Source organism: Psychrobacter proteolyticus, assembly GCF_003350005.1.
Classification (GTDB): domain Bacteria; phylum Pseudomonadota; class Gammaproteobacteria; order Pseudomonadales; family Moraxellaceae; genus Psychrobacter; species Psychrobacter proteolyticus.
This window is the reverse complement of sequence record NZ_QLKS01000005.1, coordinates 127,708-141,452: the sequence shown is the minus strand read 5'-3', so window position 1 is coordinate 141,452 and position 13,745 is coordinate 127,708. Positions and strand designations below refer to the sequence as shown.

Sequence of the window (13,745 nt, the reverse complement as noted above, 5' to 3'; positions counted from 1 at the left end):
TGAGCTTATGAGTTAGTCATAAAAAAGGCCATCCTATCTAGGGTGGCCTTTTTTTGTGATAAAAAATAAATAATTTGGTCACTTACTTATATAATCTAAGTACAACCAAATGATGAGACTAATTAAATGAAAGGAACGTCATGTTTGCGATAGAAGTATTACCAACGAATGCAGTAGAACTCGAATACGTCATTCAAACTGTCGCTAATATAGAAGCGACGGTGCAACCAGATGATTCTTGGAATCAGAAAACATTGGTTGAGTTGCTTGAGCAGGACAGTATTAGTCTGTTGATTGCTTACGATCAAGCCAAAGAAGAGAGCGTCTCTCATCGTGAGATAGTTGGCTATTGCTTATATCAAACGACTTTTGAGCAAGCAGAGGTGTTACGTGTCGGAACTGATCCAGAGCACCAACGACAAGGCATTGCTTCGCAGGTATTGAATAAACTGCATGAACTGTTACAGCTTAATCAGGTAGAGAGTCTTTTGTTAGAAGTACGTGCAGATAATACAGCGGCGATAGCGTTATACGAGCAACAGGCATTCAATATTATTCATAGGCGTAAAGGCTATTATAAAATGCCACACAAACCAGCAGTCGATGCATTAATCATGCAGCATACTTATATTTAATAAAGAGAGTAAAGATTAATAAAAAATCAGCGGCGATGATAAAGGTGGCTATAACAGCTACGATATAAGAGCAGAATTAACTAAGATTTAAAATTTATTGCAAAGGAATTTGCTTTTTACAGACTTCCACATCAAGTTGATAATCACTATCTGCTTTCATTCGACCTAAAATATCCAAGCGTTCGCTCAGTAGCTCCACCATTATGCTGATATTCGCTTGCTGTTTTTTGACTTGTTCTAATTTTTGCTGTGTTAGTACAAGCTGCGAATCAATATCCAAGTGACCATCATAATAATCATTTAAGCTGTTTTTGATTTCGGTAAGAGTAAAGCCAATAGCTTGCGCGCTTTTGATCAGCTCTATGCGTTCGATACATTCTGGATGAAACTCAGTATATAGGCGTGAACCTGCCTGACGTTTGCGAGATTTCAGCAGGCCTAATTGCTCGTAATGGCGAACCGTATCTTTGGTCGTATTAGCCTTTGCTGCTAGCTCTCCAATCAATAGAAACGATGTATCAAGTGCCATAATAACCTCTTATTTTTTTCGCTATGATAATCATAACTTTGGTTGCCAAGGCGATTCGTTATCCAGTCTCGATACGGATAACGGTTTATGAGAGTGCTTTTGCCATGGCACAGACTGGCTGCCTATTAAGTTGTCTAACTGAGTTAGAAAGCTAGCACGCGGTAAGGTAGTCGCACCTAAGCTCATCAAATGTTCGTTCGGTAGCTGACAGTCGACGAGTGCGACATTACTTTGATCACACAGGCGCATCAGACCCCAAAACGCTAGCTTTGACGCATTAGTTGCTCGATGAAACATTGACTCACCAAAATAGATGCCGTTTATCTTTAACCCGTATAATCCGCCAATCAGTTGACCTGCCTCGTCCCAAACTTCAATGCTATGAGCAAAGCCTTGCGCATGCAGTTTGGTATAGGCTTCGATTATCTCATCATGAATCCAAGTATGCTCACCTTCAGGCTGATTGTCATTAAGACCATCACTGCGCGGTAAGCTACAGGCATGTATGACATCGTAAAAAGCTTGATTGAGCGTCACTTGCCAACGTTCGCGATTTGCTTGCTTACGTAGAGACTTGCTCGGTTGATAGGCCGAAGGAACGATTACACAACGCGGTTCAGGACACCACCAAGCAATAGGCTCATCTTCGTTAAACCAAGGAAATAGCCCCTGAGCGTAGGCTGATATCAGCGTTTCAGGCGTTAAGTCACCACCCATAGCGACGATGCCAATACCATCAGGATCGATAGAAATGGGATCAGGAAAGTCATAACGCCCAAGACTTTTTAAAGTCTCAGGCGTGATGTGTTTATCGTTCTGTTGAATAAAGTTACCCATTTAGGCTTCTTTATCTGCAGTTAGTGTTGAATCGTAAGTGTGATCACGAGCGACGGTTTCGCCCAATGCATCCAAGTACTTTTCAGCATCCAGCGCAGCCATACAGCCAGTGCCAGCAGAAGTGATGGCTTGACGGTAGACGTGATCGGCTACATCACCTGCGGCAAACACACCTTTGATACTGGTCTGAGTGGCATTACCATTCAAGCCGCTATTAACGATCAGATAGCCATCTTTCATATCCAATTGATCTTTGAACAAGTCAGTATTTGGCTTGTGACCAATAGCGACAAACATACCCATTGTGTCTAGTTGTTTGGTGCTGCCATCAATCATTGATTCGATGATGACGCCATTGACGCCCATGTCATCACCGACCACTTCTTTTACTTGATGGTTCCATTCGATTTTGACATTACCATTTTTGGCTTTTTCAAACAGCTTGTCCTGCAGAATTTTTTCAGAGCGTAAGCTGTCACGGCGATGCACTAAGGTCACTTCAGAGGCAATATTGGATAAGTATAAAGCTTCTTCAACCGCTGTATTACCACCACCAATCACCGCAACTTTTTGGTTCTTATAAAAGAAACCATCACAAGTGGCACAGGCTGATACACCAAGGCCTTTAAACTTAGTTTCTGATTCTAAACCTAAATACTGCGCAGACGCACCAGTTGAAATGATTAGCGCGTCACAAGTATAGCTACCGTTGTTCCCTGTCAATTGGAAAGGACGCTCATTCAGGTTTACTTCATTGATATGATCGTAGACCAATTCAGTACCGAAACGCTCAGCATGCGCTTTCATACGCTCCATCAAAGCTGGACCCGTCAAATCATGCGCATCGCCTGGCCAGTTGTCGACTTCGGTAGTGGTGGTTAATTGTCCACCGACTTCCATGCCAGTGACCATAACTGGTTTAAGGTTAGCGCGTGCGGCATAAACTGCTGCAGAGTAGCCAGCAGGGCCTGAGCCTAAAATAATGAGCTTTTCGTGACGTGGAGCAGTAGTGTCAGTTGCCATGAGTTGTTCCTTGCTAAATATACGAATTAAAAATGTAAGTTATAAATATAATAAAAGACGAATATCAAAAATGACTACGAATATGCTTCTTCTAATTGCTGTGTGATAATAACATAAGGGCACAGCGCACAAAGTGCAAGTTTGCTAAAACAAACACAGGTATCATTAGAATCAAAGAATAAATAACTTTGGAACATAAGTGCGAAAACAGAGACTATTTTATAGAATTTAGGCAATATAATTAGCAAAATTTTACCGTTAGTGTTTCGCTAACCAGCTGTTTTCTTACGCAAAGTGTCTATTGATTTACTTTCTTACACGCTTTCTTGATAAGACTGTCGCCACTGCACCTATGTATTTGTTATTATAAGAAGTTATGCCAAGTGTAGTAGGAGCCAAGCGATAACGGTTGTTTAAAGGCTCTATGATCGGCATATGCCAAACAAACACTTCGCTCGGTACATTTATGTCAACACTTTATGTCAACATGATTAGGCTTAGTCATGCATTGGCGACCATTTAGTATTAATAACAAGGCAGATCTTACGTGATATCAGCACCGCTTATTGAGTATTTAAAAAAGGGAATATTTACCCTCCTTGGGTTAATACTGGCCGTTTATCTGTTTGTCATTTTGATGACTTATACAGGAAATGATCCTAGCTGGTCGCATATTAGTAGCGATATGACGACAATCAATAATATGGGCGGTGAAACAGGTGCATGGTTATCTGATTTGCTTTATAGTTTTTTTGGATTTGGTGCATGGTGGTTTTTAGCGTTCGTGGTTTATGAATCCATTCTTATTTGGTGGGAAAATAAGCCAACGTTTTGGCTGATGAGATTAATCGCCTATGTATTTTTACTATTGAGTGCGAGCGCATTTTTTGCACAATTGGTCGCTTTGATTCAGCAAGTAACGAACCCTACATCAATGGCGCTTGAAGGCGTCGCTGGTGGTATTATCGGGTTAGAGCTACAGACACGTTTGGCGCAGCTGTTATCGCAGTGGGGGAGTGTGGTCTTCTTGGCAGTGTTCGTTGTGATTACTGCTACTTTCGCCTTTAACGTTCATTGGATAGCGCTATATCGTAAGATCCGTACATTGTCATGGCATGATTCAAGTGTGGAGAATGAAGGTGGAGTAGAATTTGTCAAACCAAGTGCACCTGAACATGCTGAGCGTATAGAGGGCGAACCGAGTAATCCGCAAGCAGGATCTGAGCAGCTACCCCTTGAGTTGCAATCAGCTGACCACACTAATAGTGCTCAAGATGTCAGCAGTAGCGGACGTTTTGGTAACGTACTGTCAGATTTTTTGGCAACATCAGGTCTGACAGAGAGTGTAAAAGCTTCTGTTATAGCAGCAAAAGCAGCAACGACAACTAATAGCTCAAAAGGTGAGCAGGCAGATACCGATACAGAATCGCTTCATAGCTCTAGTGATAATATGGCCAATAATACAGCCCAGCCATTAGCCTCAAATACACCTGTTGCTCGCAAAGTTGAGCCAAGCTTTGCGTGGAATGATGCCAATACGGTCGATGACTTACTCGCAAGTGAGCAAATGGCTTATAATGCCAATAGCATGGACAGCTCGGCTATGCCTGTACCTAACTATTCCCAAACGGGTACTAGTACCACAGCATCGTTAGAGAAAGCAGTACCTCCCACTACAGCAACTACAGTGACGGAAGCAGTTGCTCAATTAGATATACATGATAAAGAATCACTAGCTCAGCCATCAGTTGATGAGTCAGTGAGCAGTAATTTAGCCAGTCAGCCAGTCATTGAACCTGCTGATCCTAAAATTTCTACGACACATGAGACTGCGGAAGTAGATAAGCTGGCAGAAGCATGGTTGGCAGAGCATGCTGATATATCAGAACCTACTGAATCTGTTGTAGAAACGTCTGAAGATTCTAAGCCTGTTCAGGAAACCGTAGCAGCTGAGCCAATAGTACAAGAGAAGACACCAGAACCTATCGCTGAAGAGCCTATTAGCTTTGCACAGGAGTCAGCCAATCAACTGTCTGATACGCCTGTAGAGTTGTCACAGACTAACAATGCGTCAATAGCCCATGAGCCTGAAGTCGCTCCGGTAACAGTAGAGACTGAGCCTGAATTGTCAGATTTGTCAGATATGACACCAACCAATACGCCTCCTGCCAATCCAAAAGCAGCGCCAACGGTGGAAGTAACTAGCCCAGTCTCAAATGTACAGCCTGAGCCTAAAACGCCCGCGCAACCATCTGTTAGTTTTGCTGTCCCAGAGGGCGATAGCAGCAACCATATCACTGATATGATGCCAGAGGATGACAGTGATGACGACACCAATGTACCGGTCATGCCGCATATTAGTGATGACGCAGCTTTTAGTCAAAAGTCACGCTCGATGCAAACGGCAGCTTATCGCAGCAGCCTGACGCCTATTCCAGAAGTGTCTATATTGGATAAGCCTGATCCTGACCGCAAGCCTAGCTACACTGTGGCTGAGCTTGAAAAACTGTCTGAGTTATTAGAAATTAAACTACAAGAGTTTAACGTAAAAGCCTCTGTGGTTAATGCTATCCCTGGCCCTGTCGTCACCCGTTTCGAAGTAGAGCTGGCTGCTGGTGTGAAGGCCAGTAAGGTAACCGGTATTTCGCGTGATTTGGCGCGTTCACTATCGATGGCATCTTTGCGTGTGGTCGAAGTGATTCCGGGTAAACCTTACATCGGTATCGAAGTGCCGAACAAGAAACGTGAAATGGTACGCTTGATTGAACTGCTCAATACCGAAACGTTCAAAGACCCTAAAGCGCAGATTAGCATGGCGATGGGTAAAGACATCGGTGGTAACCCAATCATTACTGACCTTGCACGTGCGCCGCATATGCTGGTCGCTGGTACCACAGGCTCTGGTAAATCAGTATTGGTCAACTCGATGCTGTTATCGATGCTACTCAAATATACGCCCAACGAGCTACGTCTTATTTTGATTGATCCAAAGCAGTTAGAGCTTGCCAATTACAATGATATTCCGCATTTGCTAACGCCAGTAGTCACAGATATGACGGAAGCGGCTAGTAGCTTGTCATGGTGTGTGGCCGAGATGGAACGTCGCTATCAGCTAATGAGTTTGCTAAAGGTTCGTAAGCTCAATGAGTTCAACAAGAAAGTCATCGCGGCGGAGAAATCAGGCAATCCAATGCTCGATCCTCTATGGCGTCCAAATGACAGCGTAAGTATTAGCCAAGCACCCAAGCTAAAAACACTACCCATGATTGTCATTGTCGCGGATGAGTTTGCTGATATGATTATGCAAGTTGGTAAACAAGCCGAAGAGCTCATCACACGTTTGGCGCAAAAATCGCGTGCTGCTGGTATTCACTTAATGCTAGCGACTCAGCGTCCGTCAGTCGATGTTATTACGGGCCTGATTAAAGCCAACATTCCAGTGCGCGCTGCACTACGAGTCAACTCAAAAGTCGACTCACGCACGATTCTGGATAGTGGCGGTGCAGAGGATATGCTAGGTAACGGTGATATGTTGTTCTTAGGGCCAGGGCAGATTGAGCCGGACCGTGTACATGGTGCCTATGTCAGTGACGAAGAAGTTAACCGTGTCTGTGACGCTTGGCGTGAGCGCGGCGCTCCTGACTATATTGATAATATGGCAGGCAACTTTGAATTGTCTAGCCCAGGCGGTAGTAGTACAGCCAATGCCTCTGGTGAAGATGATGATTTATATAATGATGCCGTGGCCTTTATCATGGAAACACGTAAAGTTTCTGCCTCAAGTATTCAGCGTAAATTCAGCATCGGCTACAACCGTGCTGCGCGTATTGTCGACTCTATGGAAGAAGCTGGATTGGTCAGTTCGATGGGCAAAAGTGGTAAACGTGAACTATTAATGTAGGATCAATTATTAAGTTGATAACGAAAAAGCGAGTCATGAGAATGGCTCGTTTTTTATGGAAGAAACTTAATAATGCTTTTATAAATTGAGGGTTTAGAATTAAGCTCTTATTGTCATTAAATGCGCTCTAGGGCATGAAGAGCAGATTCGAATACTAGCTCATTGACTAGCGAAATCGACAACTAGCGAAATCGACCAGATGACTAACGAGTCCGTTTATCAAATATCAAACGTGGTTTTTTATACTAAACTGACAGTAGTTTATGAAAAAATAGTCATCAATTTTAAAAAGCAATCACTCTAAAATTTACGACAGTTACTCTCCAAGGAAGGTTAGTTATGTTTAAAGAATATACGCAATATGATGGGCTCGCCTTAGCGGCATTGGTCAATTCAGGTGAGGTCAGCGCAAAGGAATTGCTAGATGCTGCTGTCCATCAAGCCAATCAAATCAACCCTAAGCTAAATGCCATCGTGCATCGTTTTGATGAGCGTGCTTACAATGCTGCGCAGGCAGGTTTGCCTTCAGGTGTGTTTACTGGCGTGCCGTATTTACTAAAAGATTTATCATTTAGCTTCGCCGATGAGCCGATTACGATGGGCAGTCGCAGCGTCAATATCATCTCAGAAAAAGATAGCGAAATTGTCAAAAGGATGAAAGCGACAGGCGTTAATACCTTTGGTAAGACTAACACGCCTGAGTTTGGTTTGATTATCACCACTGAGCCAAAAGCGCATGGTGCTACTCATAATCCTTTTAAAAAAGGCTACAGTTCTGGCGGCTCGTCAGGGGGCAGTGCAGCAGCTGTTGCGAGCGGTATTGTCCCGATGGCAGGCGGTGGTGACGGTGGCGGCTCGATACGTTTTCCATCTGCTTGGTGCGGTACGTTTGGGTTAAAGCCAAGCCGCGGACGTAATCCAATGGGCCCTAATCTTGGTGAAGGCTGGGAGGGGGCCGTGGCTGACCATGTGATTACGCGCTCAGTGCGCGATAGTGCGGCGATGCTAGATGCCATTAGTGGAGCAGAGATTGGTGCCCCTTACGTTATAGCTTCACCAAACGGCACTTTTTTGCAAGCGGCAATGCGTGCACCGCGAAAGCTAAAAATCGCTTTGCATCAGCAGCCTTTGATAGCCAATACGACAGTAGACAAAGAAGTGCTGGAGATACTTGAGCAAACGGCTAAGCAATTAGAGTCTATGGGTCATGAAGTAGTACCAGCCGAGCCAAACATCAATGTCGAGCAGTTTTGGCACGACTTTATCGTTGTAGTCTGTGCGCATACGGCTTTTACGATTGATAATATCGAGCGTGAGTTTGGTGCTGACCACGTCAACAACCTAGAGCCGCAAACTTATAATATGGCACTGCTTGGGCGTTCGCTATCAGCGGTTGATTTGGCACATGCCAAACATGGCTGGCATCATAGCCAGTATCAGACGGGTTTATTACTAGAAGACTACGACATGATACTGTGCCCGACTGTGCCCACGCCTGCGGTAAAGCATGGTGTACTACCGCCCAGTCGTATGGATGAGATGATGATGCGTAGCGCCGATGTGCTTAACAAGGGCTTCAATATGGGTAGATATGCCTTTAGCTCAGGTATGATTGAAAAGCTCAGTGCACCTGTATTAGGTAAGATGGGCTTTACGTTATTGGGTAATGTTACAGGATTACCCGCGATGTCAGTACCCGTCGGTATGAGCAAAAAAGGCCTACCTATTGGCATGCAGTTAATCGGGCGCATGAATGATGAAGCGACATTATTCAGCGTGGCGGGCGAGATGGAGCGTGCAGGTTTATTTACCAAACACGCTTTTGAAAAGTAGGGTTAAGCTATAGTGCTCGCATTGGTTGCACTCAATCAAAGCGATAAATGTCCATACCCAAACTATGATGAGCCATACTTTGATGAACGACAGAGACGCGCTGACCAGTACCTAAAGCAAAAAACAGCGGTAGCAAGTGCTCATCACTTGGATGAATGTCCTTATAGTCTGGGTATTGCTGCCAGTCGAGCGCTGTGGGGATGTCTATTTTGAGCTGCTGTAGCACCCACTGCTTAAACGTTTTGGCTGCTTGATCGATGCTGTCAGCTTCCCAGCGCAGTGCTTGCAAATTATGCGTAATATTACCTGAGCCAATGACGAGGATTTGCTCATCACGTAGATGTGCCAATTGTGCACCTAACTGATAGCAGGCAATACTGTCGTAATGCTGCGGCAGTGATATCTGTACGATAGGCACATCGGCTTCTGGATACAAATGTCTGAGCGGCGCCCACACACCATGATCACAGGCACGCACTGGATTGACACTACAAGTGATACCACGTGCGGTCAGCTGCTGAGCAAGTGTCTCAGCCAGCGCTGGTTGGCCTGTAGCAGGATACTGAATGTCGTAAAGTTCAGGCGAAAATCCTGAAAAGTCATGCCATGTCTTTGGCTGTGGATTGCTGCTAATCTCTAGCTTTGCTGACTGCCAATGCGCTGACATAATGACAATGGCACGTGGCTTAGGTAGGTTTTGACCAATACGTGCCAGTGCACTGGTCGTCGCAGACTGCTCAATCGCAAGCGTAGGCGCGCCATGCGAGATAAAGAGCGCTGGTAGCTTAGATGTGTTTGTCGCTATATCAGACGTATTTTCCCATGCGGCAGCAGCTGTGATAGGCGTCTGCACATTATGATGGTCATCACGTTGATGAAAGGGCTTAGAGGCGTTGGGTGTCGCACGTTTTGGATATTTCATGTTGCATTTATTAGGGCGTGCGCCAGTTTTTCAATCTACTTTAGGGTCAATGTTTTAAATCAAAAAAACAGCTTAGTATTTTATTTAATTACCACGGTGATAAGGGTGGTTATTATTGATACTCATCGCGCGATACAATTGCTCCATAAGTACGACACGTACTAGCGGATGCGGCAATGTCAGTGCTGATAGTGATAATTTTGCATCGGCCTTTGCCAATACTTCTGGCGAGACGCCGTCTGCACCGCCGATGACCAAGGCAATATCATCGCCTTGTAGCATGCCATCTGCGAGCTTATCAGCCAGTCCTTCGGTCGAAATCATCTTGCCTTTGACATCTAGCACCCATAATTGCTCGCGGCTTGATGCATTATGAGCGGCTAATATGGCCTGACCTTCTTGCTCACGGTACTGTGCCAAATTAGCATCTGAAGGATTTTTTGCCCGCTTGGCTGCCGCAATCTCGACAATTTCTGTGCTTAGCATCGGTTGAATGCGTTTGTAATATTCGTCAAAACCCGTCTGTACCCAACTAGGCATTTTATTGCCAACGGTCAAAATCCTTACTTTCATAATGCTTACCATCTCGATAATTGAATTCAAGCTTACTAGGCCGTGTTCTTAATAGTTGTATCGCTCGTTGTTTATTGTCTGCAATTTACATCAGAGGGTTAATCGTCTCTGATACGCTGCTACTTGCGCCTTGATCATCGTCGCTTTTATCACTTTGGGTTGGCTTTGGAATGACAGTCAGCTTGGCATCAGACTCAAAGACAATGGCTTCGACATCATCAAAGCTATTAATCCCTTCAGAACGCATGGCACATTCGATTTCTTGACGCGTCAAACGCTCCTCACGCATGGCATCTGGCAAAAACTGCCCTTGATAAAAAACGATACGCGGCTCTGATAAAATAAAGCTACTAAATTGCGGTGAAATAGCCGCATATTTGGTCACCACAAATTGCAATAGGTACAATACTAAAATAGACGAAACCCCTTCAACAAAGGGTATGTCTTTGAGCAGAACTGTACTAGCACCCAACGAGCCGATCATGACCGTAACGATCCAATCGAAGTTGTTGAGCTGTGACGTTGAGCGTTTGCCAGAGACTTTGGTGACTGTCACGATCAACACGTAAACCATAACAGTCGTCAAAACAATACGACCAAGCTTGTCTATGTTGTCAAAAAAGATCATGTCCATAATGTTCGCTCCTATTATAAAGGTAAAACAAGTCATCGCTAAAATTTTACTTACTAGGGCGCGTCTTACTTTGTCTCATTTTTAATACTATTCTTAAAATAATGACACGCCCTAAACTTAGCCTAACGGATTTTACGCATTAGCAGGGGAAAACTTTGTAGCACCTTGTAGATGATGGTTTGTACTTACGTTGATTTGCGTATAGGGTCTAATAATCGATTGATAGACCATAGACTGATTCGCGCACTGACTAGAGTGAGGACCAGCATTAGCATTAGTGATGAAAGCAGGGGCAGTGGACGCTGCATCGCCATCTCAAACAGTACCTCACGGCTGATCGTATCAAACAGCCAAAACCAGATAGCTGAAAAATAAATAACCGTCAGCATCCAGACAATCACAATCCCACCAAACATCAATTTATTAATCTCATCTCGCGCTAATGCTCGCTTCTGATGCTTGATGAATTTACTGACAGCGATGTAAGCACCTACGATAATAGAAACCACCATGACCAGTTGTGGATTGAGCGCAAGTTTGGTCTGTATTATCATAAATATGGTACTGGCGAGCGTGTATCCAATCGCAAAAAAACCGATATATCGAGCCAGTTTAGGCTGTGCTTGTATAAGCGTTTGTGGTTTGTTGAGACTGGTTGTCTGGCGTGACATAAGCTAACCTTTATAAAGGTAAAAAATAGAGTAAGGTGAAAAATAGAATATTGATAACACATCGTCTTGAAGCATTAAAAATCAGCGCTGTGCTGTCCAGTCGAGCATGGCATCCAACACAGGTCTTGCTGCATAGGGATTTAATGCTTGATCAGTATTAATTATACCGACGACAACGTAATCCTGTCCTGACAGTCCTTTAACATAACCTGCCATTGAAGTGACGTTATTTAACGTGCCAGTTTTTATCCATGCGCGGCCAGTGGCTGCAGATTCAGGCAAGCGATCGCTATGAGCGGCAATAGTGCCACTAACCCCAGCGACACCTAACGAGTCGACATAGGCATCAAAATTTGGTCGACTATAAGCATAAGTCAGTAGCTCGCTTAGGTTGGCGGCGGTGATTGTACACTCACGGCAAAGTCCTGAGCCATTGGTCAAATGTGGCGGCGGTGTACTGAGATTGGTTTGCCACCATTGATTGATGGTTTGTAAGGCCGTAGGATAGTCTGTCGTAGTAGGCTTACCAAACTGATATAAGCTATCAGCCTTTTTACCATTAGATTTATCAGCCGTTACTTTATTATTCGCCTCATTACTAGTGCTGGCTTCATGACTGCTTGGACTAGTCGCAGTTGTGCTAGCAGGTATTGAATGAGTCAGCCTTTCTTTATGGTAAGCGCCTATAGATAGCGCCACTTGCTCAGCCATGACATTGTTTGAGAAGTGATTAATGTCATGAATCTGCTCGGTTAAATTCAACGACGGATAGCTGACCATAGGTAGAGGCGACATCGCGATAGCCGTAAGCCCGTGCGCTCGTTTTGTCGCCTTGCTCATATAGTAAGGGGTTTCTTGTGAGATTACCTGTCCACTCAAAGTATTCCCTAATGCTTGCCATTTGGCAGCGATGACGTGTGCCGCAAACTCTTTGGCATTGGGATATGCTACGTAAAAGACATGCTCGCCGCAGCTCTCTGGGAGACTGGCATTTAACACAAGCTGCGTGTTTTGCCACTGCGGTGCTAGGCTATAGCTTGCTTGCCCACAACTGGCTGCACGGGTATTGATTGTAGCAGGCAGCTGATAGTTGGCTAACCGCGGCTTATAGGTCACACTTGCTTGGCCATTATCTTGAGGGTAAGTTTTGATACCAATGGTGCTAAAGTTAACCAAAAACCCATCAGGACTAGCGTTATAGGGACGTAGCGGTGAGTTATCAAAGGCGGCAGGATCTTTACTAACATTGTTAAAAACAGCGCTGTCAATGATGATGTCACCGTCGATATGACGAATACCTGATGCTTGCACTTTATAAAGTAACTGCTTCAAGCGCTCGTGAGTCATTTTTGGGTCGCCACTTCCTTGAATAATCAAGTCACCATGTAGACGGTTGCCGATGACAATACCTGTGTGATAAACCCGTGTATACCACACAAAATCTGCTCCTAAAGTGTCTAAAGCGATAAAGCTAGGCACGAGTTTCATGGTGCTGGCAGGCGTACGAGGAATATCGGACTGGTGATCCAGCAAAGGCGAAAATGAAATCTTTATAGAGGCTTTATTATTGCTCGCAGTATCTTGGGCTTTGGCATTCTGAGTAAGCGTATGCTGAGATTCATCAGGGATAACTGTTGGAATGCTCTCTACGCTCTGATAAGTATAAGGGTCATCGGTATAAGCATGTATTTTTTGCTCGTGTTTCTCAATAGTGCGCTGCTCTATGGTAACTAACGCGCTCTGATGGCTCGGGTCGCTGCTAATTGTATCCGTAGAGGCGTTTGTAACTGGGTGTTCAGCTACTATGGTAGCTGCAGTTTGGCTGTCAGGTTCATCACTATCAATGACTTGAATAGGAGTAGGCAGACGACTGGCAGCCTTGTCACCCACAGGTGTAATAACGATACTGATATCCGCTTCTGTCAAGTCGGCACGCGCCAAGGCTTGTTGAATGGCTGCTGGCAACACGGCTTGTGCATGTATCGGCGCGACCACAACTGCTGCCAATAACGCTAACCTAGATAGACGTTTATTAGGTTGGTTCAGCGGTCGCAAATGACGACAAAGCGTGGTGATTTTGGTTGCAGCAGTCGAGCAGTGACGGCGTTTAGAAGGGTATCGCATGAGCATCTTTCATCAGGTGGCAAAAACAGCCTATGGTAACATGAGTTGCTGTTTTCGCACACG

11 protein-coding genes are annotated in these 13,745 nt (G+C 44.6%); 3 read left to right on the top strand and 8 right to left on the bottom strand.

Annotation, left to right across the window (positions count from 1 at the left end; genetic code table 11):
* Positions 1-140 precede the first annotated feature (140 nt).
* Positions 141-635 carry a ribosomal protein S18-alanine N-acetyltransferase gene (gene rimI, locus DXK30_RS11115; protein WP_114701737.1) on the top strand — a complete coding sequence of 165 codons (495 nt, stop codon included), beginning with the start codon at positions 141-143 and terminating at the stop codon, positions 633-635.
* A gap of 94 nt (positions 636-729) precedes the next feature.
* Here rimI and DXK30_RS11110 read toward each other — a convergent pair whose 3' ends face one another.
* From DXK30_RS11110 to trxB, 3 genes are read right to left on the bottom strand one after another with little or no spacing between them, the layout of a single operon-like run.
* Positions 730-1,164 carry a MerR family transcriptional regulator gene (locus tag DXK30_RS11110; protein WP_114701736.1) on the bottom strand — a complete coding sequence of 145 codons (435 nt, stop codon included), beginning with the start codon at positions 1,162-1,164 and terminating at the stop codon, positions 730-732.
* Between the two features lie 30 nt (positions 1,165-1,194).
* On the bottom strand, positions 1,195-2,001 hold the full coding sequence (aat, locus tag DXK30_RS11105; protein WP_114701735.1) for a leucyl/phenylalanyl-tRNA--protein transferase: 807 nt from the start codon (positions 1,999-2,001) through the stop codon (positions 1,195-1,197).
* The gene (trxB, locus tag DXK30_RS11100; RefSeq protein ID WP_114701734.1) at positions 2,002-3,024 is read right to left on the bottom strand and encodes a thioredoxin-disulfide reductase; all 1,023 of its coding nucleotides are present in this window, start codon (positions 3,022-3,024) and stop codon (positions 2,002-2,004) included. It lies immediately after the preceding gene.
* A 547-nt stretch (positions 3,025-3,571) separates the two neighbouring features.
* On the opposite strand from trxB, the gene DXK30_RS11095 reads away from it, so the two are divergent.
* Both DXK30_RS11095 and DXK30_RS11090 read left to right on the top strand, forming a co-directional pair.
* Complete coding sequence (locus DXK30_RS11095; protein WP_114701733.1) at positions 3,572-6,925, top strand: DNA translocase FtsK; 3,354 nt, start codon at positions 3,572-3,574, stop codon at positions 6,923-6,925.
* A 339-nt stretch (positions 6,926-7,264) separates the two neighbouring features.
* On the top strand, positions 7,265-8,758 hold the full coding sequence (locus DXK30_RS11090) for an amidase (protein WP_114701732.1): 1,494 nt from the start codon (positions 7,265-7,267) through the stop codon (positions 8,756-8,758).
* Between the two features lie 31 nt (positions 8,759-8,789).
* On the opposite strand, the gene DXK30_RS11085 is transcribed toward DXK30_RS11090, so the two are convergent.
* The 5 genes from DXK30_RS11085 to DXK30_RS11065 form a co-directional block, all read right to left on the bottom strand.
* Positions 8,790-9,680 (bottom strand): DODA-type extradiol aromatic ring-opening family dioxygenase, encoded by an 891-nt coding sequence (locus tag DXK30_RS11085; RefSeq protein ID WP_114701731.1) that lies wholly within the window; start codon positions 9,678-9,680, stop codon positions 8,790-8,792.
* An 84-nt stretch (positions 9,681-9,764) separates the two neighbouring features.
* Entirely contained in the window at positions 9,765-10,253 is a 489-nt protein-coding gene (gene rlmH, locus DXK30_RS11080) for a 23S rRNA (pseudouridine(1915)-N(3))-methyltransferase RlmH (RefSeq protein ID WP_057758501.1), read from the bottom strand.
* A gap of 85 nt (positions 10,254-10,338) precedes the next feature.
* Entirely contained in the window at positions 10,339-10,887 is a 549-nt protein-coding gene (locus tag DXK30_RS11075; protein ID WP_114701730.1) for a DUF421 domain-containing protein, read from the bottom strand.
* A gap of 185 nt (positions 10,888-11,072) precedes the next feature.
* Complete coding sequence (locus DXK30_RS11070; protein WP_114701729.1) at positions 11,073-11,558, bottom strand: ABZJ_00895 family protein; 486 nt, start codon at positions 11,556-11,558, stop codon at positions 11,073-11,075.
* Between the two features lie 81 nt (positions 11,559-11,639).
* Positions 11,640-13,682 carry a D-alanyl-D-alanine carboxypeptidase/D-alanyl-D-alanine-endopeptidase gene (locus tag DXK30_RS11065; protein ID WP_114701728.1) on the bottom strand — a complete coding sequence of 681 codons (2,043 nt, stop codon included), beginning with the start codon at positions 13,680-13,682 and terminating at the stop codon, positions 11,640-11,642.
* Positions 13,683-13,745 lie beyond the last annotated feature (63 nt).